This window comes from Mycobacterium sp. 1274761.0, from assembly GCF_001668615.1.
Lineage (GTDB): Bacteria > Actinomycetota > Actinomycetes > Mycobacteriales > Mycobacteriaceae > Mycobacterium.
The window spans coordinates 66,004-87,674 of the sequence record NZ_LZMC01000082.1; the positions used below are offsets into that span (position 1 = coordinate 66,004).

25 protein-coding genes are annotated in these 21,671 nt (G+C 65.7%); 14 read left to right on the forward strand and 11 right to left on the reverse strand.

The window, feature by feature from the left end:
- The first annotated feature begins 47 nt into the window (after window positions 1-47).
- Complete coding sequence (locus tag A5651_RS17290; protein WP_066983392.1) at window positions 48-584, forward strand: isoprenylcysteine carboxylmethyltransferase family protein; 537 nt, start codon at window positions 48-50, stop codon at window positions 582-584.
- Here A5651_RS17290 and A5651_RS17295 read toward each other — a convergent pair.
- A complete protein-coding gene (locus tag A5651_RS17295) occupies window positions 520-1,488 on the reverse strand; it encodes a DMT family transporter (protein ID WP_066983395.1) in 969 nt (322 codons plus the stop codon). The genes A5651_RS17290 and A5651_RS17295 overlap by 65 nt on opposite strands.
- Window positions 1,489-1,557: 69 nt before the next feature.
- Here A5651_RS17295 and rlmN point away from each other — a divergent pair, with 69 nt between their 5' ends.
- A complete protein-coding gene (rlmN, locus tag A5651_RS17300; protein ID WP_066983398.1) occupies window positions 1,558-2,673 on the forward strand; it encodes a 23S rRNA (adenine(2503)-C(2))-methyltransferase RlmN in 1,116 nt (371 codons plus the stop codon).
- Here rlmN and A5651_RS17305 read toward each other — a convergent pair.
- Genes A5651_RS17305 through A5651_RS17315 form a run of 3 tightly spaced genes read right to left on the reverse strand, consistent with a single transcriptional unit; the run spans window position 2,664 to window position 4,810 of the window.
- Window positions 2,664-3,095: a nuclear transport factor 2 family protein gene (locus A5651_RS17305; protein WP_066983401.1), complete on the reverse strand. Its 432-nt coding sequence runs from the start codon at window positions 3,093-3,095 to the stop codon at window positions 2,664-2,666. The two genes, rlmN and A5651_RS17305, sit on opposite strands and share 10 nt — an antisense overlap.
- Window positions 3,095-3,652, reverse strand: coding sequence for a TetR/AcrR family transcriptional regulator (locus A5651_RS17310; protein WP_066983404.1), 558 nt, complete (start codon window positions 3,650-3,652; stop codon window positions 3,095-3,097). Before A5651_RS17310 ends, A5651_RS17305 begins: the two co-directional genes overlap by 1 nt.
- A 42-nt stretch (window positions 3,653-3,694) precedes the next feature.
- Window positions 3,695-4,810: a phosphotransferase gene (locus A5651_RS17315; protein ID WP_066983406.1), complete on the reverse strand. Its 1,116-nt coding sequence runs from the start codon at window positions 4,808-4,810 to the stop codon at window positions 3,695-3,697.
- Between the two features lie 92 nt (window positions 4,811-4,902).
- Between A5651_RS17315 and A5651_RS17320 the strand changes: the two genes are divergently transcribed.
- A complete protein-coding gene (locus A5651_RS17320) occupies window positions 4,903-6,063 on the forward strand; it encodes a CaiB/BaiF CoA-transferase family protein (protein WP_066983408.1) in 1,161 nt (386 codons plus the stop codon).
- On the opposite strand, the gene A5651_RS17325 is transcribed toward A5651_RS17320, so the two are convergent.
- Entirely contained in the window at window positions 6,044-6,580 is a 537-nt protein-coding gene (locus tag A5651_RS17325; protein ID WP_066983411.1) for a TetR/AcrR family transcriptional regulator, read from the reverse strand. The genes A5651_RS17320 and A5651_RS17325 overlap by 20 nt on opposite strands.
- 59 nt (window positions 6,581-6,639) lie before the next feature.
- Between A5651_RS17325 and A5651_RS17330 the strand changes: the two genes are divergently transcribed.
- Together A5651_RS17330 and A5651_RS17335 are read left to right on the forward strand one after the other, a co-directional pair.
- Entirely contained in the window at window positions 6,640-7,878 is a 1,239-nt protein-coding gene (locus tag A5651_RS17330; RefSeq protein ID WP_066983414.1) for a cytochrome P450, read from the forward strand.
- 9 nt (window positions 7,879-7,887) lie between these two features.
- Complete coding sequence (locus A5651_RS17335; RefSeq protein ID WP_066983416.1) at window positions 7,888-8,079, forward strand: ferredoxin; 192 nt, start codon at window positions 7,888-7,890, stop codon at window positions 8,077-8,079.
- A 79-nt stretch (window positions 8,080-8,158) separates the two neighbouring features.
- Here the strand turns inward: A5651_RS17335 and A5651_RS17340 are convergent, their stop codons facing one another.
- Both A5651_RS17340 and A5651_RS17345 read right to left on the reverse strand, forming a co-directional pair.
- Window positions 8,159-8,974, reverse strand: coding sequence for a thioesterase family protein (locus A5651_RS17340; RefSeq protein ID WP_066983420.1), 816 nt, complete (start codon window positions 8,972-8,974; stop codon window positions 8,159-8,161).
- Entirely contained in the window at window positions 8,971-9,789 is an 819-nt protein-coding gene (locus A5651_RS17345) for an SMP-30/gluconolactonase/LRE family protein (RefSeq protein WP_066983423.1), read from the reverse strand. The genes A5651_RS17340 and A5651_RS17345 overlap by 4 nt, the downstream gene beginning before the upstream one ends.
- Before the next feature lie 75 nt (window positions 9,790-9,864).
- Here A5651_RS17345 and A5651_RS17350 point away from each other — a divergent pair, with 75 nt between their 5' ends.
- The 7 genes from A5651_RS17350 to A5651_RS17380 are packed head-to-tail and all read left to right on the forward strand — an operon-like array spanning window position 9,865 to window position 16,667.
- Complete coding sequence (locus A5651_RS17350; protein WP_066983500.1) at window positions 9,865-10,569, forward strand: NIPSNAP family protein; 705 nt, start codon at window positions 9,865-9,867, stop codon at window positions 10,567-10,569.
- On the forward strand, window positions 10,566-11,792 hold the full coding sequence (locus A5651_RS17355) for a cytochrome P450 (protein ID WP_066983426.1): 1,227 nt from the start codon (window positions 10,566-10,568) through the stop codon (window positions 11,790-11,792). The genes A5651_RS17350 and A5651_RS17355 overlap by 4 nt, the downstream gene beginning before the upstream one ends.
- A gap of 1 nt (window position 11,793) precedes the next feature.
- A complete protein-coding gene (locus A5651_RS17360) occupies window positions 11,794-12,762 on the forward strand; it encodes a zinc-binding dehydrogenase (RefSeq protein WP_066983429.1) in 969 nt (322 codons plus the stop codon).
- A complete protein-coding gene (locus A5651_RS17365) occupies window positions 12,759-13,505 on the forward strand; it encodes an HpcH/HpaI aldolase/citrate lyase family protein (protein WP_066983432.1) in 747 nt (248 codons plus the stop codon). Before A5651_RS17360 ends, A5651_RS17365 begins: the two co-directional genes overlap by 4 nt.
- Window positions 13,502-14,227 (forward strand): SDR family NAD(P)-dependent oxidoreductase, encoded by a 726-nt coding sequence (locus A5651_RS17370; protein ID WP_066983435.1) that lies wholly within the window; start codon window positions 13,502-13,504, stop codon window positions 14,225-14,227. The genes A5651_RS17365 and A5651_RS17370 overlap by 4 nt, the downstream gene beginning before the upstream one ends.
- Before the next feature lie 5 nt (window positions 14,228-14,232).
- The gene (locus tag A5651_RS17375; protein ID WP_066983503.1) at window positions 14,233-15,741 is read left to right on the forward strand and encodes an NAD(P)/FAD-dependent oxidoreductase; all 1,509 of its coding nucleotides are present in this window, start codon (window positions 14,233-14,235) and stop codon (window positions 15,739-15,741) included.
- Window positions 15,738-16,667, forward strand: coding sequence for an alpha/beta hydrolase fold domain-containing protein (locus A5651_RS17380; RefSeq protein ID WP_066983437.1), 930 nt, complete (start codon window positions 15,738-15,740; stop codon window positions 16,665-16,667). The genes A5651_RS17375 and A5651_RS17380 overlap by 4 nt, the downstream gene beginning before the upstream one ends.
- Here A5651_RS17380 and A5651_RS17385 read toward each other — a convergent pair.
- On the reverse strand, window positions 16,664-17,140 hold the full coding sequence (locus A5651_RS17385; RefSeq protein ID WP_066983440.1) for a polyketide cyclase: 477 nt from the start codon (window positions 17,138-17,140) through the stop codon (window positions 16,664-16,666). The genes A5651_RS17380 and A5651_RS17385 overlap by 4 nt on opposite strands.
- A gap of 64 nt (window positions 17,141-17,204) precedes the next feature.
- On the opposite strand from A5651_RS17385, the gene A5651_RS17390 reads away from it, so the two are divergent.
- A complete protein-coding gene (locus A5651_RS17390) occupies window positions 17,205-18,347 on the forward strand; it encodes an acyl-CoA dehydrogenase family protein (RefSeq protein ID WP_066983443.1) in 1,143 nt (380 codons plus the stop codon).
- Between the two features lie 10 nt (window positions 18,348-18,357).
- Here A5651_RS17390 and A5651_RS17395 read toward each other — a convergent pair whose 3' ends face one another.
- Window positions 18,358-19,290 (reverse strand): LLM class flavin-dependent oxidoreductase, encoded by a 933-nt coding sequence (locus A5651_RS17395; RefSeq protein ID WP_066983446.1) that lies wholly within the window; start codon window positions 19,288-19,290, stop codon window positions 18,358-18,360.
- 106 nt (window positions 19,291-19,396) lie between these two features.
- Between A5651_RS17395 and A5651_RS17400 the strand changes: the two genes are divergently transcribed.
- Window positions 19,397-20,317 (forward strand): LLM class F420-dependent oxidoreductase, encoded by a 921-nt coding sequence (locus A5651_RS17400; protein ID WP_066983449.1) that lies wholly within the window; start codon window positions 19,397-19,399, stop codon window positions 20,315-20,317.
- A gap of 3 nt (window positions 20,318-20,320) precedes the next feature.
- Here the strand turns inward: A5651_RS17400 and A5651_RS17405 are convergent, their stop codons facing one another.
- Window positions 20,321-21,136 carry a hotdog domain-containing protein gene (locus A5651_RS17405; RefSeq protein WP_066983452.1) on the reverse strand — a complete coding sequence of 272 codons (816 nt, stop codon included), beginning with the start codon at window positions 21,134-21,136 and terminating at the stop codon, window positions 20,321-20,323.
- Window positions 21,133-21,624, reverse strand: coding sequence for a nuclear transport factor 2 family protein (locus A5651_RS17410; RefSeq protein WP_066983454.1), 492 nt, complete (start codon window positions 21,622-21,624; stop codon window positions 21,133-21,135). The genes A5651_RS17405 and A5651_RS17410 overlap by 4 nt, the downstream gene beginning before the upstream one ends.
- Window positions 21,625-21,671: the final 47 nt, after the last annotated feature.

Here is a 21,671-nt window from a genome sequence, read left to right on the forward strand (position 1 = left end):
CGGCCTACGATGATTCTTGAACGGCAGTTGAAGTAAGGAGGTCTGCAATGGCGGAGACACTCGAGCGGCGGCTCTTCTGGCGCCATGTCCTGTCATTTCTGGTCGCACCGGTGACGATGACGGTGCTGATTCCGGCGTTGATCGTGGTGCTGACCGATGTTCGCGCACCGGACCTGTCGACGCCTCTGCGGTGGGCGTCGGTGATCGTCGGCGCTGCGCTGGTGGCCGGCGGAGTCGGCATGCTGTTCTGGACGGTCTATCTGTTCGACCGCGTCGGCAAGGGCACTCTTGGGGTGGGCGACGTCATGGGCCAGCCGGTGCATCTGGTCGTCGAGGGGCCGTATCGCCACGTCCGAAACCCGATGATCGCAGGCGTTTTCGCGATCCTGCTCGGAGAGGCGGCGATTACCGGCTCGGTCTGGCTACTGCTGTGGTCTGCGATCTTCTTCCTGATGCTGACCACCGTCATCCAGGTCTGGGAGGAGCCGCATCTGGCGCAGCGGTTCGGCGAGGACTACGTCACCTACCGGCAGAACGTGCCGCGCTGGATCCCGCGACGCACGGCGTGGAGGAAGGCGGAATAGAGGCCGCCGCGGGTGGACTGTCAGCGGCGAGTCTGCCGGTGCGGGAGTTGAGCCAGCACGCCGCCGCGCCGACAATCAACCCGATCGCGATGCCGATGTCTGGACGCTGGCCGAGCATCAGCCACGACAGCAGACCGGCGACGGCCGGGATCACCGCGAACAGCATCGCGACCGCAGCCGCGCCGTAGTTGTTGATCGCGCGCACGTACAAGGTCATCGCGGTCGTCGCGTTGAACAGCACCACCGCCGCCACGGCGCCGACCGCCTTCCACGGGTCGGTCACCTCCCACGGAAACACCACCAGCAGCGCTGCCGCAGGGACGAGGGACACGAGGTTCTGCAGCGCGGCGGTCACGCGGAAGTCGACGCTCGAGCAGAATTTCTGTTGATACACGCCCCCGCCCGCGACCGCGATCAGCGCGACCACCAGCAGCAACACCACGGAATCGACACCGCCGACGGCGATCAGCCTGCCTCCGCAGGCCGACAGCACCGCAACGACGCCAAGAACCAGTGCGCCCGCACGGCCCCATGTCAGCCGTTCACCGAGGAAGGTGACCGCCAAAACAGTGGTGACCACCGGGTTCATCGAGATGATCACCGCGCCGAGGACCGCGGGCGCGCCGTGCAACAGCGCGACGTACAGCCCGATGAATTGCAGCGCCTGGGCGAGCAGCCCGCTGATCAGCACATGCGCCAGGGTGCGCCCTGTGGGCCACGTCACCTTCGACACAAGGGCCCAGCCCAGAAGAATCGCTCCGGCCAGGCCAAACCGGAACACCAATACCGCCATGGGCGACATCGCCGAAACCGCAAGCGCACCAATGGGATAGCCCATCGCGTAGAAGAACGTCAGGATCGCCGCGGTGCGCAACGGCATGGTCGGCATGGTCACGGCTCTCATGGTTGCGACCAACGCGTCTGTTGGCCAATGAATTTCCGGCGCGATGGATGGGATACTGGACGAAAGCCCATGTCGACATCTCTGCCCCTGGTTTTCGATCCGCCGCGACGCGCTATGCCGCCGCGCCATTTCGCCGACCTCGACGAACCGGGACGCGCGACCGCCGCGGCGGAGCTGGGGCTGCCTGCATTTCGCGGAAAGCAGCTGGCCAACCAGTATTACGGCAGGCTGATCGCCGACCCCCGCGAGATGACGGATCTGCCCGCGGCGGTGCGAGACCAAGTGGCCGACGCGTTGTTCCCGCGTCTGCTCGATGCGGTCCAGGAGATCGAGTGCGACGCGGGCGAGACGCGGAAAATGCTCTGGCGCGCGGTCGACGGCACGACGTTCGAGTCGGTGCTGATGCGTTATCCCCAGCGGAATACGGTGTGCATCTCCTCACAGGCCGGCTGCGGGATGGCGTGTCCCTTCTGCGCGACGGGCCAAGGTGGGCTCAAGCGCAACCTGTCGACGGCAGAGATCCTCGAGCAGGTCCGCACGGCCGCCGTCGAACTGCGCGACAGAGACGGCGACGGGATTGCGCGCGGGGGTCGCCTGTCCAACATCGTCTTCATGGGCATGGGGGAGCCGCTGGCGAACTACAACCGCGTGCTCGCAGCGGTGCGGCGCATCATCGCGCCGCCACCTAACGGGTTCGGCATCTCGGCGCGCTCGGTGACGGTTTCGACGGTCGGGCTGGCGCCGGCGATCCGCAAGCTGGCCGACGAGCGGCTCGGCGTGACGCTGGCGCTGTCGTTGCATGCCCCCGACGACGAATTGCGTGACACGTTGGTTCCGGTGAACAACCGGTGGAAGGTATCGGAGGCGCTCGACGCCGCACGGTACTACGCCGACGTGACGGGAAGACGCGTGTCGATCGAGTACGCACTGATCCGCGACGTGAACGACCAACCGTGGCGCGCAGACCTACTCGGCAAGCGCCTGCACGGCGCGCTGGGGCCACTCGCGCACGTCAACGTCATCCCGCTGAACCCGACGCCGGGCAGCGAGTGGGACGCCAGCCCCAAGCCGGCCGAGCGGGAATTCGTCAGGCGAGTCCGCGAGCGGGGTGTGTCATGCACGGTGCGCGATACGCGCGGCCGTGAAATCGCCGCTGCCTGCGGGCAATTGGCCGCTCAGGCCTGAGCTGCGCGCGGCGAGTTCGTCGTCCACACCATCTGTTCGCGCAGAGCCTTGCTGCGCCAGCCGTCTGGAGTACGTACCAGATCGTGGTAGTAGTAGCCGCCGAACGTGCTCAGTTCGGCCACGCCGTGAAACCGCGTTGGGTTGTAGAACATCGCGCACACGCGCGCGGTGTCGCCGTCGATGTCGGGCTGAATATTGGTGATGTAATGCATGCTCATCGCCACCAGCGCCGAGAAGTCGCCGGAGAAGAACTCGATCGCCTCATCGACCGAACCCTGGAAAACGTCGGCCGAATAGTCGATGTGGGCGTCGGCGGTGAACACCGACCGGTACAGCTGCCAGTTCTTCGTGTCGACCGCCCATGCGTAGGTGTTGAGCAGCGCGACGATCTCGAGTTCGTCGCTGACACGTCGAGATTCCATCAGGTGGCCGGCTTGATCCCGACGGCGTGACGCAGCTGAGCCAGGAACTGGTCGTCGTCGTCACTGCGAACGATGTAGTGCGAGACCGCTACTCGAATGGCCGTCGCGGCCTTGATGTCGCTGTTGGATCCCGACAGCAGTTTCAGCAGACGGGCCCGCATGACCGGGATGATGCGCGACAGCTGCGCGATGACGACCTCCGGCTCGATGTCGACCAGCCGCACGCCCGAATAGGAGTGCTGATACTCGACGATGAATCTCAATGCGGCATCCAGCTTCTCGGTGCCTCGCAGTCCGGCGGTCGCCCGGCCGATGCCGGTGTCGAACATTTCACGCTCGTAGACGCCGAACGCGTCCAACAACTGGTTCTTGTCGGCGAACCATCGGTAGAGCGTCGGGCGGGAGACGCCGGCCTGCAACGCGACCTCCGACAGGCTGAGCTTGGTCTGGCCGCTGCGGCCCAGCACCTCGGCGGTCGCCACCAGGATGCGGTAGCGCGTCGAGGTGTCGTCGGCGAGCTCGGGTTCGTCTCGCCGTGCGCGCACGGGTTCGTTCACGTCAGCCCTCAATCGTCGGGTCGTAGTGATCGTAGAGCGTTTCTACAGCGACTTCTCCAGGAGTGCGACCGTGTCGAGGTCCTCGAGCGCGGCGACGCCGCGCCGCAGCCCCTCCAAGGCGATGTCCTCGTCTTGCATCCCGCCCATTCCGGCGGTGATCAGCGGCGCGACGTACGCGTAGAGCGCACCGGTCCGATAGCGGTGCCACAGTTCGTCGCGATCGAGCTCGGGGCCGCCGCCGGCCGCCAGCACCCGCCGGTAGTGGTCCAGCAGCTCGCGCTCATGGGCCCGCCGCTCGGCGGTGGTCATGCTGGTGACCAGGGTGTAGGCCAGTTCGCGGCCGGGATGACCCTGTCGGACCGCCTGCCAGTCCAGCAGGCCCGCCTCGCCGTTGCGGAAAAAGACGTTGCCCGGATGGGCGTCACCGTGCGTGACGGTGTTGGGCGGCTCGTCGATGAGCCGGGCGACCGCCCGGTAATTGTCGTCGATGAAAAGCCCGCGCTCGACGGGGATGTCCGTCTTCTCGGCGATGCGGCGCGCCGATGTTTTCAGCAGAGGGCCGGTCAGCAGCGCCGCGCTGTCGGCCGAGGCGCTGTACGCCCAGGCGGGCACGCGCTGCCAGAACGTCGCGTGCAGCCGGGCCAGCAACTCAACCACCTGGGCGGCTTGATCTCTGCCGAGGGGATGCAGCGTGTCCGGGAATTCGCAGGGGTCGACGGCGAGGTCCTCGAGCACCAGCACGAAGCGCCCGGTGAGCGGGTCGAACCTCGACCCGTGACACCGCGGTACGCCGGTCAATTGATGAGACAGCTCGCGGTAGAAGCGCGTCTCGGTTTCGGCCAGCCGGCCCAGCTCGCCCATCAGCCGGGTGGCGGCCGTGGCGGCGGGCATCTTGACGAACACCGAACCCGGCACGCCGGCACCGGTCAGCGCCAGCCGGGCACGAGACGACGTGCCCGCGTCGCCGCCGATGGCGGACACCGACGTGACCGTCGCACCCAATAACTGCGACAGGAAGGGCGCGTCGAGGTCGTCGATCCTGCGCGGCAGCGAGCCGAAGCGTCCGACGGCCAGGTCGGTCCCGATGCGTTGCACTCCGCGGCCGAGATGAGCGGCGAATGCGACGACGGACCCGACCCGACTCGCTGTCTCGACCACGTGCCGACCTCCTAGTCTTGGGCTGTAGCCAGGCAAGCTTTACAAACCTGCGCACACTTGTAAAGCGCGAGGATGCTGCGAGGAGGCAGGCGATGTCCGGACCGCTAGAGGGGATCAAGGTCGTCGAGCTCGGCGTGTGGATCGCCGGCCCGGCCGCGGGCGGGATCCTGGCCGACTGGGGCGCCGACGTGGTGAAGATCGAACCATCGGCCGGCGACCCCGCCCGTAGGTTCGGCCATATGCTCGGGCTCGACGGGGATGTGAGTCCGCCGTTCGAGATGGACAACCGCGGCAAACGCAGCATCGTGCTCGACTTGACGGCGGCCGGCGATCAAGGCGTGGCACTCGAATTGCTCAGCGCCGCAGACGTATTCATCAGCAATGTGCGGCCAGCTGCGCTGCGGCGCATCGGGCTGGATTTCGACACCGTCGCCGCGCTCAATCCGCAGCTGGTCTACGGGCTCATCACCGGGTACGGCGAGGCGGGCCCGGATGCTGATCGCGCCGCCTACGACGTCGCCGCCTTCTGGGCGCGTGCGGGTTTAGCGCACCTGCTGACCCGTCCCGGCGACACGCCGCCGTTTCAGCGCGGCGGCATGGGCGACCACACCGCGGGGATGACGCTGGTGGCCGCTGTGTGCGCGGGCCTCGTTGCGCGGGCGCGCACCGGCGTCGGTCAGCTGGTGTCGACGTCGCTGTACCGGCAGGGGACGTACACGATCAGCTTCGACCTCAACACGTTCTTGTTGACAGGCCACTCCATTGCGATCGGTCAGCGCGAGACCATAGCCAACCCCTGCATGAACAATTACGTGGCAGGCGACGGCCGACGGTTCTGGATCGTCGGTCTGCAGGTCGACCGGCACTGGGCGCCGCTGTGCCGGGTGGTCGGCCGGGAGGACTGGCTGAGCGCCTACCCGAGGGCCCGTGATCGGGCCGCCAACGCCGTGTCGCTGATCGCCGAGCTCGATGCGATCTTTGCGACCAAGCCGCTCGATGAATGGGCGAATCTGTTTGCCACCGAACCGGATTTCTTCTGGTCGCCGATCAACTCGATCGAAGACGTGATGGCCGATGAGCAGTTCCACGCCGCGGGCGGTGTGGTCACGGTGCCCGACGGGGACGGGGGCCAGCCGATGATCGCCACCCCCGTCGACTTCCACGGAACGCCGTGGGAGCCGCGATCGGTGGCGCCGCAGATCGGTGAGCACACCGACGAAGTTCTCGCCGAGCTCACGTCGCGACGCGCTTGACACCCGCCGCATGGCGAAGCTGCGCCAAGAACTGGCCGTCGTCATCGCTGCGAACGAGATAGTGCGACACCGCAACTCGCACGGCCGTGGCCACCGCCAATGCGGCGTCGGGTCCTTCCGCGAGGCGTTCCAGCCGCGACCGCATGAGCGGTATCACCCGGGCGAGCCGCCGGATGACATGTTCTGGTTCGATGTCGATCATCCGCAGGCCGGGATAGGAGTGTTGATATTCGACAATGACGCGTAGCGCCGCATCGAGCTTCTCGCCGGCAGGCAATCCCGATGTCGCTTGGACGACGGCGCGCTCGTAGTACTGCCGTTCCCAAACCACGAAGTCGTCGAGAAGGTCCCGCTTGGACGCGAACCACCGATACAGCGTCGGCCGCGAAACCCCGGCCTGCAGTGCGACCTCCGAGAGGCTCAGCTTCGTCATACCGTTGCGGCCGAGCACCTCGGCGGTGGCGGCCAGGATGCGCTGCCGCGTCGGGTTGTCGTCCGCGACGACCTGGTCGGCCATCGCTATAGCTTTACAAAAATTCATGGAAATGTCACGCTGAGTCAGTGACAGCAGCTGCGATGCAGGCGCGTGAGTACAGCCCCGTCGACATCACGTCACACGATTTCTGGAATCAGCCCTTCGCAGCACGCGACGAGACCTTCGCACGGCTGCGAAGGGGAGAGGGGCTCACCTGGCATCGGCCGTTCGAGTCGATGTTTCCCATGGAGGAGCCGGGGTTCTGGGCGGTGACCCGGCGCGCCGATATCGCTTTCGTCAGCCAGCATCCCGAGCTGTTCACCTCCGCCCAAGGTGTGGCGCTCAACCCGATGCCCGCCGAAATCCAGCGCTTCGCTTCGTTTTTCCTCAGCATGGACCCGCCGCAACACACGGTGTATCGCCGGCTGATCAGCTCGGCGTTCACGCCGCGCAATGTCCGGTTGATCGAAGAGCAGATCCGCACCAACGCGGTCGCGATCGTCGACGATCTCGTCGGCGCCGGCAATGTCGAGTTCGTCTCCGCATGTTCGGCGAAGCTGCCCATGCGAACTATCATGGACATGCTCGGCGTGCCCCCTGCCGATCAGCCTGAGGTGGCCTATGCCGCCGAGAAGCTGTTCGGCATGAGCGACGAAGAGTACGCAGGAGAAGACGATCGGCTGCAAGACCCGGTGGCTCAGATCGCGCTGTTGTCCAACACCGGCGTGGAGCTCGCGAAGTTCCGGCGCCAGTATCCCGGCGACGACCTGATGACCAGCATGGTCAACGCGGAAGTCGACGGCCACCGGCTCACCGACGATGAGATCGGCGCCTTCCTGATCCTGCTGGCGTCGGCGGGCAACGACACCACGAAGCAGGCCACCACGCACGCGATGATGGCGTTGGTCGACAACCCGGCACAGCGGGAATGGCTGATGGCGGACTTCGACGGCCGAATCGGCTCCGCCATCGAAGAATTCGTGCGGTGGTCGTCGCCGGTGATTCAATTCGCGAGGTTTGCCACCGAAGACACCGAGATCAACGGCCAGCCCGTCGCGGTGGGGGACAAGGTCGGCCTCTTCTACTGTTCGGCCAACCGCGACGAGACCGTCTTCGATGCCCCGGGCGTATTCGACCTGCAGCGCTCTTCGAATCCGCACCTCGGCTTCGGTGGTGGCGGACCGCACTTCTGCCTCGGCAGCCAGCTGGCGAAGGCTGAGCTGCGAAACCTGTTCCGCGAGTTGCTGACTCGGTTGCGGAGTGTCGAGTTCGGCGAGCCCGACCTACTGTTCAGCAGCTTCGTCCACGGCGTTAAACGCCTCCCGGCCCACATCCAGTAGGAGTTTTTCATGCGGGTGGAAGTCGACCTCGACAAGTGCACCGGACACGGCATCTGCGAGTCGATCGCCGAAGACGTCTTCGAAGTGCAGGACGACGGCACCGTGCGGATCCACGGCGCCGATCGGCCGGAGTCCGACCGCGACCGCATGCGCCAGGCCGTCACGCAATGCCCGGCGGCGGCGCTGCGCCTGATCGACTAACGGCCGCAGGCCGTCGAGTCTGCGCAGAGATCGCGATTTCGACGAAAAACGCGATCTCACCACAGAATCCAGGGCTGGGTTAGCGGCCGGGCATCGGACGGACGAGCACCGACTGCTGAATCCCGCCGATCGCCCCGATCTCATCAAACAGGGTGCCGATCGTGGTGCCGATGCCGTCAGGACCGTAATTGGTCTCCGCGCGGATGCCGACCCATTCGCCGTCGGGGACCCGGTGGATGTGGACCACAAGATCGGTATTCATGAACATCCACTTGCGGATGTCGAGCTTGGAACCGATGCCGTTCGCGTCGTCGGCGACCGAGAACAGTCGCTCCAGGGCGGTCATGTTCTCGCCCTTGACCAGATCGACCTCCGGCCTGATCCATGACTCGCCGGGCCCATCGCACATCGGCTCGGTGAGCCACCGCCAGTCGAGGCTGTGCACGTAGTTGCGGTCCCAATCCTTTTTCATGTCGCGGCTACGGGCCTCGGCCAGAGGTCGCAGCGGCGGCGCCGACGCGTGCGTCAGCCTCGCGGTGTCGAGCGTCTGCAACCGCCACCCGCTCGCCCTCGCGACTGGTCGGGGTTGACGGTCTGGGCCGAGGCCCAGCATCTCGGCGCTGATCAATTCGATCTGCTTGCCCGGGCGTTCCCGTCGCGCCCGCACCCAGATATCGCCCTCGGCGGGCACGGGTCCCAGCAGGTCGATCAGCACGCGGCTGAGCCGGGTGTCGTCGCGCCTACCGCAGCGCTCCAGCGCCCGCACCAGAAGCGCCGAAACCGGCGCGCCGTGCTGAATGGCGTCCGACCATGTGCTGCGCACCAGGTCGGTCGCGACGAATTTCTCGCCGTGTGGATCTTCGTCGTCGAGCAGTTCGTAATAGCAATCGCTCATGGATAGCCCGCTCCAGGGATGTCGACGGTCGTTGCATCGAGCCGAGACAGTTTCGTTCCGGCAAGGCGTTTCGGGTAGGCGTCGGTGCTCGACAGCAGAAAGAGCGTGCGGCGTTCCTGGCCGCCCAACGTGCAGGCGATCGCCGTGCGGTCACCGACGTCGATTCGGTCAGTGACCGTGCCGCCGGCAATGATTCGCTCGAATTGGTGCGCCAGCGTCATTGCCGCCCATACGCCGCCGTCCGCGTCGAGCGTGATGCCGTCGGGCGGTCCATCCAGCCCGTCGGCGAACAGGCGACGCTTCGACAGCGACCCGTCGGCGGCGATGGTGAACGCGGTCAAGCGCCGACCGACCGACTCGGCGACGATCAACGTCGAACCGTCCGGCGTAATGACCATGCCGTTGGGAAAGTCGAGGTCTTCGGCGACGATGGTCACGGCGTCATCGGTGTCGACGAGTGCGATGACGCCGCCGCTGAACGCTTGCGAACCGACATACACTCGCCCGCTCTGGTCGACGACCATGTCACCGATGTCCGCCGGCACGACGCCGGATAGATCGATGCGGATGTCGACGGTTTCGCCGTCATAGCTCAGCAGCGCGCGACGTTCGGTGGAGGCGATCAACAGCGAACCGTCGGGCCGGAACCCGAGTCCCGACGGGGCATGTCCGGGCAACGCCAGCGTCGTCATGTCGCCGTTTGAGTTCACGGTGTGCACCGCTTCGCCCAGCATGTCGGAGAACCACAGCAGGCCCTCGAACCACCGGGGACCCTCCCCGAAGCAGAAACCTTGTGCCAGCGGGGTCAGGGTCATCCGGCACCTTTACAAAACACGCCATAAGTGTCACGCTCGCTACGTGCCGATGTCAAACAGGTGCTGGTAAAGACCATGAAGAAGTACCACAGCCACACGCTTGTCTACCTGCACGAGACGATCGATCTGGGTTCTGGGCGTGCGGAGCAATTCACCGAGGCGTTCCATGCCATCTACCAGCCGATGATGGAAGAACTCGGCGCGCGGCTGTTCGCGATCTGGGAGACGACGCCCTACAACGGGCACTGGCCGCAGGTCACGATCATCTGGGAGATCGACGCTTTCGCCGACTACGCGCGGATCGGGCGGGCGCAGGCCGCCGGCGGCAGCCACCAGTCGACCGCGGCGAAATGGTCGGAATACCTGTCGGGGGTCGGTGCCCGCGGCGAAGGCCGCATCATGTACGCGGGCCGCAGCAATAGGACATTGGCCCAACTCAAGGACGCGAATTTCACTGCAGGCCTGGTTATCCAGGAGATCATGGAGACCAAGCCGGGCCGTCAGGACGACTACATCCGCGAGCTCGAACGGCTGTACGTGCCCTGGTCGGAAAGCACCGGAAAACATTGGCTCGGTTCGTTCATCACGACGTTCCGGTTCAACGAGGTGATCCACTACTGGGCATTGGAGGGGGACTGGTCCTGCTTCGAAAACCACTACCCGTCGTGGAAGGAAAGCCCGCCCGCCGAGATCGTCACCTGGATGAGCGTCGCACCTGCGCTGCGTGACGGTTGGGAGGATTCGATCCTGCAGGCACTACCACCATCACCGCTGCAATGAACACGACTGTGCTGCAGGACTTCTCATACGACCCTTTCGATCCGGCCGTGATGGCCGACCCGCTGCCGTACTATCGTGTGCTCCGCGACCGGTATCCGGTGTACTACGTGCATAAGTGGGATACCTTCGCGCTGTCGCGGTTCGACGACATCTGGGGTGTGCTCGAGATCAACGACGGCACCTTCGTCGCCTCGGAGGGAACACTGCCGGCGGCCACGGTTCTGGCCACACACAACGACGGTGCCGTGCCTGACCCGCCGCTGCATCCGATGCCGTTCCACGCCAACTTCGACAACCCGATCTACGACGGTGTCCGGCGGTGCACGTCGGGTCCATTTCGGCCGAAGTCGGTTGCCAAGCTCGCCGACCGCATCCGCGTGCTGGCCAACGAGCGTCTCGACGAGCTGTTGCCGCGAGGCAGATTCGACCTGACCCAGGATTATGGCGGTATCGTCGCCGCCTCGGCGGTGTGCGAATTGCTCGGTCTGCCGGTTGATCTGGCGCCCGACGTGCTGGGCACCGTGAATGCCGGCAGCCTGGCGCAGCCCGGCAGCGGTGTCGAGGTGGCCAACGCCCGCCCCGGATACCTGGAGTACCTGACGCCCCTCGTGGCGCGTCGCCGTCGCGGCGAGGGTGACGCACTCCCGATCGCCGACAATCTGCTCGGCTACCGGTTGCCGGACGGGTCTGATCTCAGTGACACCGAAGCGGCCACCCAGATGCTTGGGATTTTCATCGGCGGAACCGAAACCGTGCCGAAGATCGTCGCCCACGGACTGTGGGAATTAATCAGGCGCCCCGACCAATTGGCCGCCGTGCGCACTGCCGTCGACACTAACGTGCCCACGGCGCGCGAAGAGATGATCCGCTACTGCGCACCGGCGCAATGGTTCGCCCGCACTTTGCGCAAGCCAATCACCATCCACGACACCAGGATCGAACCCGGGCAGCGCATCATCACGCTGCTCGCGTCGGCGAACCGGGACGAACGCGAATACCCCGACCCCGACGACTTCGTCTGGAACCGAAAGATCGGGCGGATGCTGGCATTCGGCCGGGGACAACACTTCTGTCTCGGTGTGCACCTGGCGCGGCTCGAGATCACGATCATGGTGTCCGAATGGCTGAAACGGGTGTCCGAATTCCACGTCGTCAGCGAGGCGGCGTCGCGTCCCCCATCGAGCTTCCAGTGGGGCTGGAACAGCCTGCCGGTGGAGGTCTGACGTGTGGTCGTATCGTCTGGTGGCGCCCTACACCTTCGAACGGTCCGACATCGCGGAGAAGACACCGGAGATGCTGCGCGACGGCCAGGTGCTGGCCCGCTTCGTGGCAGCTGGGGTATGCGGCAGCGACATTCCCGGGTTCCGCGGCGCCAAGGGCAGGCTGCCCGGTGATGTGGGCACGAGTGCCGCTGAGATGGAAGGCTTTCCGATCCACGAAATCGTCGGTGACGTGCTCGCCAGCCGGCACCCAGACCACGCTGTCGGCGACCGCGTCGTGGGATGGGCATCCGGGTTCGACGGGTTGATGGAACTCGTCGTCGCCGATGGCGACGGGTTGGCATCGTACGACCCATCGTTGAGCCCTCCACACGCGGTGGCGCTGCAACCATTGGCCTGCGTGCTGTACGCAATCGAGCAGCTTCCGAAACTGTCCGGCTTGCACGTCGCCGTCATCGGGCAGGGCTCGATCGGTCTGCTGTTTACCTATGCCGCAAAGGCTTTCGGCGCCCGGGCGGTGACCGGCGTCGACCCCGTCGACCGTAGCGCCGTGGCCAAGGAGTTCGGAGTCGATACCGTGGTTCGCGCGACGAGCGACCGGTGGGTGAGCCACCTCGAACCGCACGACAAGCCGGATGTCGTCATCGAGGCCGTCGGCCATCAGGTCGCCACCTTGAGCCACGCCATCGAGGCTGCGGCGTTCGGGGGGTCGGTCTTCTACTTTGGTGTCGCCGACGACGACAGCTATCCGATCAGCATGCGCACCATGCTGCGCAACAACCTGACACTGAAATCTGGTGTGACGCTGGAGCGACGCCGCATGCTGAAGCTCGCCGACGAGTTCGCCCGCGAGCATCCCCAGCTGCTGGGCTCCTATGTGACCCACACCTTCGGTGTCGACGACGCGCAGGCGGCATTCGAATTGGCGTGTCGACCCGACCCGGACCGCATCAAGATCGCGATCATCGCATGAGTGGAAGCAGGCTGCAGGACGCACTCGGCGCCAAGGAGCGGATCTTCGGCGGATGGGTGGTCGGCCCCACCATCATCGGTCCGGAAGAATTCGCTCACACCGGCTACGACTACGTCGGATTCGACTGCCAGCACGGCTATCTCGACGACGCCGATGTCGCGCTGATGCTGCGCAGGCTCGAACACGTTCCCATCGCCACCGCGGTGCGTTTGCCGTCCGCCGCGCCGGGGCCGATCGGCCGCGTGCTCGACGCGGGCGCCGACGCCGTCATCATCGCCATGGTCGAATCACCCCAGCAGGCGGCCGCCGCGGTCTCGGCGACGCGCTATACGCCGGCCGGGGTGCGCAGCTTCGGCCCCCTGCGGGCGAGCCTAGGTCTCGACCCCGCCGCCCACGAAGCGCGTACGAGCGTGTTCGCGATGATCGAGACCGCACGGGGACTCGAGGCCCTCGACGAGATCTGCGCCGTCGACGGGCTGGGCGGCGTCTACGTCGGGCCGGGGGATCTCGCCGTCTCGCTGGGACGCGCTCCGGCCGACGCGTTGACCACAGCGGCGGTCATCGACGCGATCACCCGCATTCGGGCGGCAGCAGAGGCGGCGCAAATCGTTCCCGCCATCCACGCCAGCGCGGGCAAGTCGGGAAAGGCCATGGCCGAGTTGGGCTTTCGCATGATCACGCTGGCGTCGGAATCGCAGGCGCTGCGCCGCGGCGCAGCCGAACACCTCAGGGAGGCGCAGTGACCGACCGCGTCGCGCTTGTCACAGGCGCCGCCCGCGGCCAAGGCGCGGCCATCGTGCGGCGGCTGCACGCCGACGGCTACCACGTCGCCGCATGCGATGTGCGCACCGACGAACTGACCGCCTCTATCGACGGACTCGGTGACCGCGTGGTCGGTGTGTCACTCGACGTCACATCCGAAGAAGAGTGGACAGCCGCGGTGAGCACGGCATTGGAAACCTTCGGGGCGTTGTCGACGCTGATCAACAATGCCGGCGTGCTACATCGCACTTCGTTGGAAGACGAGACTGCCGCGGGCTTCGAGGGGAGCTGGCGATTCAATTGCCTGGGCCCGTTCCTCGGAATCCGCGCTGCGCTGCCTCAGCTTCGGGCGGCGGAGGGGGCGGCCATCGTCAACACGTGCAGCACGGGCGCGATTCGGCCGTTTCCGAATCACGCCGCCTACGGTTCGTCGAAGTGGGCGCTGCGCGGCCTCACCCAGGCCGCGGCCGTCGAGCTCGCACCGTCGGGCATCCGTGTCAACGCGGTGTTTCCCGGTCCCATCGCCACACCGATGCTCGACCCACAGACGCAGACACGCCTTGCCGAGAGGGCGCCGTTCGGGCGGATCGGGAAACCGGGCGAGGTCGCCGACGCGATCGCGTTCCTGGTGTCCGAACAAGCGTCGTTCATCACCGGCTCAGAACTCGTCATCGACGGCGGACAGATTCTGCAGATCGGGTGACGGAATTGACCAAGCCGATATCAATAGGGATCATCGGGGCCGGGCCCGGGGGCCTCGCCTTGGGAATCTTTCTGCGCAATGCGGGGTTTCACGACTTCACTATCTTCGACCGAGAGGACGGCGTTGGCGGAACCTGGCGGATCAATACCTATCCAGGCCTCGCGTGCGACGTCAAGTCCCACCTGTATTCGTACTCATTTGATTTGAATGCCAACTGGTCTCGGTTATGGTCCGGGCAGGCAGAGATCCTGGATTACTTCGAGAAGTGCGCCGAACGCTACCGGCTTCGGCCCAACCTGAAACTCAACACCGAGGTCGTGGCCGCTCGATGGGATGCCGATACCAACTCCTGGCGGTTAACGACCAGCACCGACGAGGAGTACGTGTTCGACGTCGTGGTATCGGCTGTCGGGCTGTTCACCCGGCCGGTGCTCCCCGATCTCGTCGAGGAGGAGCCGTTTACCGGCATACTCATGCACACTGCACGCTGGGATCACTCCGTTGATCTGCGGGGCGCCCGCGTCGCTGTCCTCGGCACCGGATCCACTGCGTCGCAATTGATCCCCGAGGTGGCCAAGGTCGCCAAGAAGGTGTACTCGGTGCAGCGGTCACCGACATGGATCCTGCCGAAGCCCGACCGGGCATACACGCAGCGCGAGAAATGGATCTTCGCCCACATCCCATTGGCCAAAAGGATCTATCGCACCCGGCTGTGGCTGCGCAGCGAGTCCAACATCTCTGTGATTGAGCACGCCAGTGACAAGACTCAAGAGTTCAAGCGGGTTGCCTTGTCTCAACTCGAGTCGGTGGTGGCCGACGAAGAGTTGCGCCGCCGGCTGACGCCTGATCACCCGTTGGGATGCAAGAGGCTGGTGTTCGCGACGGACTACCTCCAGACTCTCACCCAACCGCACGTCGAGGTGGTGTCCAGTCCCGCACGATGTCTGCGGGAGCGGTCATTGGTGACCGAGGACGGCACCGAACTCGACATCGATGTCGTGCTGTGTGCCACCGGGTATGCGGCCGCCGACTATCTGGGTCAGATCGACGTCGTCGGTGAGGACGGCACGTCGCTCCGCGATGTTTGGCGCGAGGGGGCATATGCGTATTTGGGCATGGCCGTACCGGGGTTTCCGAACTTCTTCATGCTCTACGGTCCGAATACGAACGTCGGCTCCAACAGTGTGATCTTCATGCTCGAGGCGCAGGCTCGCTACATCGTGCGTGCGCTGACGTACATGCGGCGCAAGCGCAAGACCTATGTGGCCGTCCGGCGCGACGCGATGGTTACCTTCACCGCGAAGGTCGACAAGTGGATGGAAGGCACCGTCTGGTTGACGCGGTGCAGCAACTACTTTCGCGCCGCAAACGGGCGCGTGGTCACACAATGGCCGCGCAGCGCGCGAGCGTTCTGGGGCATGACCCGCCGGTTCAAGGCATCGGAGTACACCTTCGCCGCACCCGCGTCGGAATCCATGCTGACAGTGAAACCTCAAACGGCGGCGCATCGGTGAGTGTCACCGATATCACCGACCGCCTCGACCCCGCCCTTCGGCACCTCGCCGGATCACGGACGAACTTGTCGGCCGACGGGCTCGATGCTTACCGCGAATCGCTGAACAGGCGACGCCGCGACGCGGCGCAGGCGCTCGACATCTCGGGCGTCGCTGTCGAGGATACCTCGGCAGGCGCGGTACCGGTGCGTATCTATCGCGGTGGCTCAGCGGTCACAGCCGCGGTGATCTATTGCCACTCAGGGGCTTTCGTGCTCGGCAATCTCGACGTGGATCATCGCCAGTGCGTGGAACTCGCCAAACGCGGTCGCTGCACCGTCATCTCGATGGACTACCGCCTGGCCCCCGAAAACCCCTTCCCTGCAGCGCTCGACGATGCCGCGGCGGTGCTCCATTGGGCGGCTGCCAACGGAGCCCGCCTATGCATCGACACCGATCGATTGGCCGCCGCCGGCACCAGCGCCGGCGGGGCGCTTGCGGCGCGGCTCGCGCAGCGCGCCGGCCAGGGAAGGGCTCCGCGCATCGTCTTCCAGCTGCTACACCAGCCGGTGCTCGACGACCGGCCCACGCCGTCGAAGCAGCAGTTTGTATCCACCCCGGGCTTCGACTCGACCGCCGTCGCGCTGATGTGGCGGCACTATCTGGCCGGCGGGCATGCCACAGCCGATGCAGCGCCCGCCCGGTTCACCGAAATCAGCGGGCTTCCACCGGCATTGATCACATGTTCGGAACTCGATCCGCTCCGCGACGAAGCGCTCGACTACGCCGTGCGCCTGATGCGGGCAGGCGTGCCGACCGAGCTCCACACCTTTCCCGGTACCTGCCACGGCTTCGACGCGTTCGTGCCCGAATGGAAGACGAGCCAGCAGCTGTACGTGTTGCAGGGCGCCGCGCTGAGGACGGCGTTCGATCGAGCCGCCGGCTAGTCTTCGAGCTGTCGCTTGACGGCTTCGTGATACGCGTCGATATGTGCGGGGTTGACCACCCGGTAGAAGCCGTCGCTGAGCGGGGCATGCTTGTAGGTTTCGATCGTCATCGTCCTGCGGAACAGCGTCGTGCCGCCCGCGGGCCGGGTGAAGTGGTATTCGATCGTCATCCGCCCCTCCAACACGCCCTCACCCCGGCTGTCGTGGCCCAACCGGCCGACTGAGCTGAAGACGAACAGCGTCGGGCGCTTCGCGATCGCCAGCTGCCAGGTGAATACGCGATCCTTCGTGGGATCTGGATGCGCCTCGTCCCACGTGTCGCCGACCTCGAGCGGCAACCGGTCTGGCAGGTTGCGGATGGTCGGTCCACCTGGATAGGTCCTTGTCCAATTCGCGGGATTGCTCACGAAGTCGTACACGGTTTCGGCGGACTGGCGGAACGCCGTTTCCTCGCTCGTCGTCACGATGCCCAAGACACGCCCCTTCCAGCCGCCACTCGGCTTTACAGATTATCAGGGAAGTGTCACGCTTGGCGGGATGGACTTCTCACGGGTTGCGCTGTCCGAAGAGGACCGAACGTTCCGGGACGACCTTCGGGCGATGCTTGCCGAAATCGTGACCGACGAGGTGATCGCGCGCGACCGGGAGACGGGCGAGAACTTCGACGAGGACGTGCACCTCGCATTGGGAAAGGCCGGTTATCTGGCCGCCGATTTTCGGACCGGCGCCGACGGCGGTTTCAGCCGGGTGCGCAAACGCATCTGGGACCTGGAGATCGGACGCGCGCACACCCCGTGGTTCCACTGGGGCACCACGGCGATGGTCCTACGGGCCGTCGAGCAGTTCGGGTCGGACGAGCTGAAGGAGGAGGTGCTCGAGCGCACCCTGTCCGGCGAGTTCCGGTTGTGCCTGGGTTACACCGAGCCCGAGGGCGGCTCCGACGTCGCCACCTGCAAGACGCGGGCGGTCCGCGACGGCGACGGCTGGATCATCAACGGCGCCAAGATGTTCACGTCCAACGCCCAGAACGCTGCCTACGTCTACCTGATCACCAACACCGATCCCGACGCGCCCAAGCACCAGAGCCTGACGATGTTTCTCGTCCCTCTGGATTCACCCGGAGTCGAGATTCAACCGCTGCGCACGGTCGACGGTGACCGCACCAACATCACCTACTACAGCGACGTCCGCATCCCCGACAGGTACCGCATCGGCCCGGTCAACGCCGGCTGGTCGGTGCTTCGCGACGCGCTCAACGACGAGCACGGCACTGTCGAACGCGGCGACGACGGGCTGCAGAAGATCGCCGCGATGTCCGAGCACGTGTTGCTGCTGGCCGAGGCGGTCGACAAGGCCGCCGCTCTGGCGCCGGAAGAGGATTCGGCGAAATATCGACTGGGTCGCGCTATCGCGCGCATGGAAGCGGCGATGAGCACCCCCGATATGTTCGGCCGGGTGGCCAACGCACAGGTCATGCGCGAGGTGGCGCCGGATCTGATGGACATCCTCGGAACGGCGTCGAGCCTGCCGGGCGACGGCGGAGCTGAGTACGTATTCCGGTTGGCAGGCCCCACCGGCATCTACGGCGGAACGCTCGAGGTCTTCCGCAACATGATCGCCCAGCACGCCCTCGGCCTCGGCAAGCCGAACTACTCACCGCCGGCCAAGAAGTATTCCTAGCATTGCGACGCTAAAGCCGGGCGATGACCTGGGACGCCAGAAGTTCGAGTGTGTCGTCGGAACCGCGGTCGTGGGTGAACAGCACGATCTGCCCGAAGCCGATGTCCTGCAGTTCGTGCAGCCGGTCGACAACGGCGGACGGTGTGCCGATCAGCCCGCCCTCGTGCAGCCCGAAAGCCGGTAAACCAAACCGCTTTTCCGCCAGTTCCGTTACCCGGGGCAGCGATGCGTCGTCCGGCGCCAACGCCATCACCGCCTCGATGGACATCACGATGGTGGAGAAGTCGCGGCCTAGGTCGTCGCACAGCTTTCGCAGCACCGCGATCTTGTGGTCGAGCTCGCCGAGCGCATAGGTGGGCACGTTCCACACGTCGGCGTATCGAGCCACCAGCGGCAGTGTGTACTTCTCGCCGACACCACCGACCACGATGGGCGGACGGGGCAGGCGAACCGGGCCCGGCTTGACCGGCATGTCACGCACGGTGAAGTGGTTACCGGAGAAGTCGATTTGTTCATCGGCGAAGGCCTGACGCAGTATTTCCAATGTCTCGCCGAGCCGTGCCGACCGCGTCGAGAAGCTGCCCCAGTCCAGGCCGACGCGGTCGTGCTCGTCCTCGATCGATCCGCTGCCGATGCCGAGCTGGAGTCGGCCCGCCGAGATCTGGTCGAGTGTGGTCGCCATCTTCGCCAGTACGACGGGATGACGAAACTGGTTGCACAACACCATGTGTCCGACCTGGATGCGTTCCGTGCGGCTGAGCAAGGCCGTCGCCAGCGTCCACGCCTCGAGCGAGGGATAGTCGGGTGCGCCAGGCCCGTAGAGGTGGTCGTAGAGCCACAGCGAGTCGATACCCAACTCCTCACACCGCAGCGCCCGGTGCAGGATGTCGGAGTAGCTGAAACCCATCTGAGGCAGGTAGACGCCGATCTCGGCTCGTGTCATCGTCGTCGTTGCCTCTTCCGTCGTGGCGCGGGGTTGACCGCCATTGACTGGCATGGTAACGACATTCTCGAGTTTGGAGAAGGTAATTCACGTAAGGCGGCGGCTGATGAGATTCACGTTCACCCATCCGATGCACAGCCATCCTTACAATCCAGAGCTGGTCACCGGAAGCGGCATCGCGACGGTCGCGGCGGCGGCGGAGGCGGCGGGCTTCCACGGCTTCGGCTTTACCGACCATCCGGCCCCGTCGCAACGATGGCTGGAGTCGGGCGGCCACGACGCGCTGGACCCGTTCGTGGCGATGGGGTTCGCCGCCGCACGCACGACGACCCTTCGCCTCATTCCCAACATAGTCGTGTTGCCGTACCGCAACCCCTTCGTGGTGGCCAAGTCGGGCGCGACGCTGGACCTGCTATCCGATGGGCGGTTCACACTCGCGGTGGGCGTGGGCTACCTGAAACGTGAATTCACTGCTCTTGGAGTCGAATTCGACGAACGCGCCACGCTGTTCGAAGAGGCGCTGGAGGTGATCCGCGCCATCTGGACCAGTGATGACATCAGCTACGAAGGCCGTCACTTCTCAGCCAAGGGCATCACCGCTCATCCGCGCCCGGTGAGCCGGCCGCATCCGCCGATCTGGATCGGTGGCAACACCGCAGCGGCGCGGCAACGGGTGGCGACCTATGGTGACGGGTGGTGTCCGTTCGCCGCGCCTGCCGCGCTCGCCCAGACGGCCCGTACGGCGTCGCTGGATTCGGTGGAGACTCTGGCCGATGGAATCGCCGACCTCAAACGCCGGCTGGACGATGCAGGCCGCGACCCGTCGAGCGTCGACATCACGTTCACCAACCTCGGCGGCGGTGACCCGGCCAGTGACGACTTCAACGCCGACGCGTATCTGTCCGCGCTGGAGAAGCTCGACGCGATCGGCGTTACCTGGGTTCAGGTGGGCGTGCCAGGCGACAGCCTGGCGCACGCGGTCGACGTGATCGAACGCTTCGGGAAGGCGGTCATCACACCGGCGTAAAAGTCACCGGTATGCGGTGACGCGGCCGACCAGCGCGACCGTGCCGTCGGCGCTGATCGCCTGGGCGTCGGCGACGCCGCTGCGCCGCCCGGTGCGCAGAGCCGTTCCCACATAACGCGATTCGTCGCCGCTGAGGAACTGTCGCAGAAAGTTCACCCGTAGCGATGCGGTGATCAACGGGCGGTCGGGTCGATTCGCGTTGAGCGCGGCCGAAGCGGCGAGCTCCAGTCCGGCGGCCGCTACACCGCCGTGCACGATGCCGAGGCTGTTGTTGAGCACCGGATTCGGCTGCTGATGAAGAACCGTCGAGCCGTTGCCCTCGTCGAGCCGCAGCGCCATGATCTCGACGAGATCGGTCGGCCGGACGCCGTCCACGGGTTCGGGCCACTCCTGTGGGAACTCGCCGGGATGCCTGACGTAGACCGAACGGACCGTGCCGACGCCGATCGCGGTGTCACCGATGGTCAGCTTGCACGTGCCGAACGCCGACGAACCCGTCGTCCCGATTGGCCTGGCCGTCGCGACCACCGGCAGATCGGGCGCTGCGGCGATTTCGGTCAGCGCGGTCGGTGTCAGCTCGAGCGACAGCTCGCTGGACACCGTCCACTCGTCGTCGGCTCGTCGGTAGTGGTTGACCAGACCCGCGACGTGGTCGACCAACACGGCGAGCGGTCCTGCGGTCGGAAATCCCGTGAGCGGATTGATCAAACCCGCTGCCGGCATCGAACTGACGAACGGATCGGGGCTGTCGGCATGGTTGGCGATTCCGAACCTGCCCAGAGCCGTGTTGACGCCGTAGAGAACGGGCACTTCGGTCATTTCATCACCTGGCGCGCCACCTTGCCGATCGCCTGCCGGAGCCGGCTCGAGATGTACACCGAGACAAAGGCATTGAAGACGTCCTCACGAAGCCGCGTCAGCGTTGAACTGGTGATGACCCAGCGGCCGTCGACCTTCTCGTAGGTCTCGGTGTAATGGCCGTACCCATGCAGGTTCACCCCGGGCCCAAACCGGACCACGTCCTCCAGCGCCCAGACACCGCGCGCGGTCGTTGGTGACGTCAGCTCGATCTCCGGCGCGTGCACCTGGTGCACCGTGGCCTGGTTGCGCAAACCCCTGCGGGTGAACGCGACGAACTCGTCGGCGCCGCGAATCACCGTGCCGCCCGCCTGCGACGTGTCGCTGAGAAAGTCGTCGCCGAACAGGTTGCGCCACCCCTGCCAGTTCTTGGTGTCCAGCAGCCGGCAGTAGCGGGCCTTGAGCTGCTTGATCGCCTCGATCTCCAGCAGGGCGGTGCCGTCGTCCATCTGCAGAGCGTGACATTCGGTGGCAGAGATGTAAAGTTCACATGTGA

Bases quoted from the DNA above. Each gene is read 5' to 3' on its own strand.
- A5651_RS17290 (WP_066983392.1), top strand. From the start codon at position 48: ATGGCGGAGACACTCGAGCGGCGGCTCTTCTGGCGCCATGTCCTGTCA.
- A5651_RS17295 (WP_066983395.1), bottom strand. From the start codon at position 1,488: ATGAGAGCCGTGACCATGCCGACCATGCCGTTGCGCACCGCGGCGATC.
- rlmN (WP_066983398.1), top strand. From the start codon at position 1,558: ATGTCGACATCTCTGCCCCTGGTTTTCGATCCGCCGCGACGCGCTATG.
- A5651_RS17305 (WP_066983401.1), bottom strand. From the start codon at position 3,095: ATGGAATCTCGACGTGTCAGCGACGAACTCGAGATCGTCGCGCTGCTC.
- A5651_RS17320 (WP_066983408.1), top strand. From the start codon at position 4,903: ATGTCCGGACCGCTAGAGGGGATCAAGGTCGTCGAGCTCGGCGTGTGG.
- A5651_RS17325 (WP_066983411.1), bottom strand. From the start codon at position 6,580: ATGGCCGACCAGGTCGTCGCGGACGACAACCCGACGCGGCAGCGCATC.
- A5651_RS17330 (WP_066983414.1), top strand. From the start codon at position 6,640: ATGCAGGCGCGTGAGTACAGCCCCGTCGACATCACGTCACACGATTTC.
- A5651_RS17335 (WP_066983416.1), top strand. From the start codon at position 7,888: ATGCGGGTGGAAGTCGACCTCGACAAGTGCACCGGACACGGCATCTGC.
- A5651_RS17340 (WP_066983420.1), bottom strand. From the start codon at position 8,974: ATGAGCGATTGCTATTACGAACTGCTCGACGACGAAGATCCACACGGC.
- A5651_RS17345 (WP_066983423.1), bottom strand. From the start codon at position 9,789: ATGACCCTGACCCCGCTGGCACAAGGTTTCTGCTTCGGGGAGGGTCCC.
- A5651_RS17350 (WP_066983500.1), top strand. From the start codon at position 9,865: ATGAAGAAGTACCACAGCCACACGCTTGTCTACCTGCACGAGACGATC.
- A5651_RS17355 (WP_066983426.1), top strand. From the start codon at position 10,566: ATGAACACGACTGTGCTGCAGGACTTCTCATACGACCCTTTCGATCCG.
- A5651_RS17365 (WP_066983432.1), top strand. From the start codon at position 12,759: ATGAGTGGAAGCAGGCTGCAGGACGCACTCGGCGCCAAGGAGCGGATC.
- A5651_RS17390 (WP_066983443.1), top strand. From the start codon at position 17,205: ATGGACTTCTCACGGGTTGCGCTGTCCGAAGAGGACCGAACGTTCCGG.
- A5651_RS17395 (WP_066983446.1), bottom strand. From the start codon at position 19,290: ATGACACGAGCCGAGATCGGCGTCTACCTGCCTCAGATGGGTTTCAGC.
- A5651_RS17400 (WP_066983449.1), top strand. From the start codon at position 19,397: ATGAGATTCACGTTCACCCATCCGATGCACAGCCATCCTTACAATCCA.
- A5651_RS17405 (WP_066983452.1), bottom strand. From the start codon at position 21,136: ATGACCGAAGTGCCCGTTCTCTACGGCGTCAACACGGCTCTGGGCAGG.
- A5651_RS17410 (WP_066983454.1), bottom strand. From the start codon at position 21,624: ATGGACGACGGCACCGCCCTGCTGGAGATCGAGGCGATCAAGCAGCTC.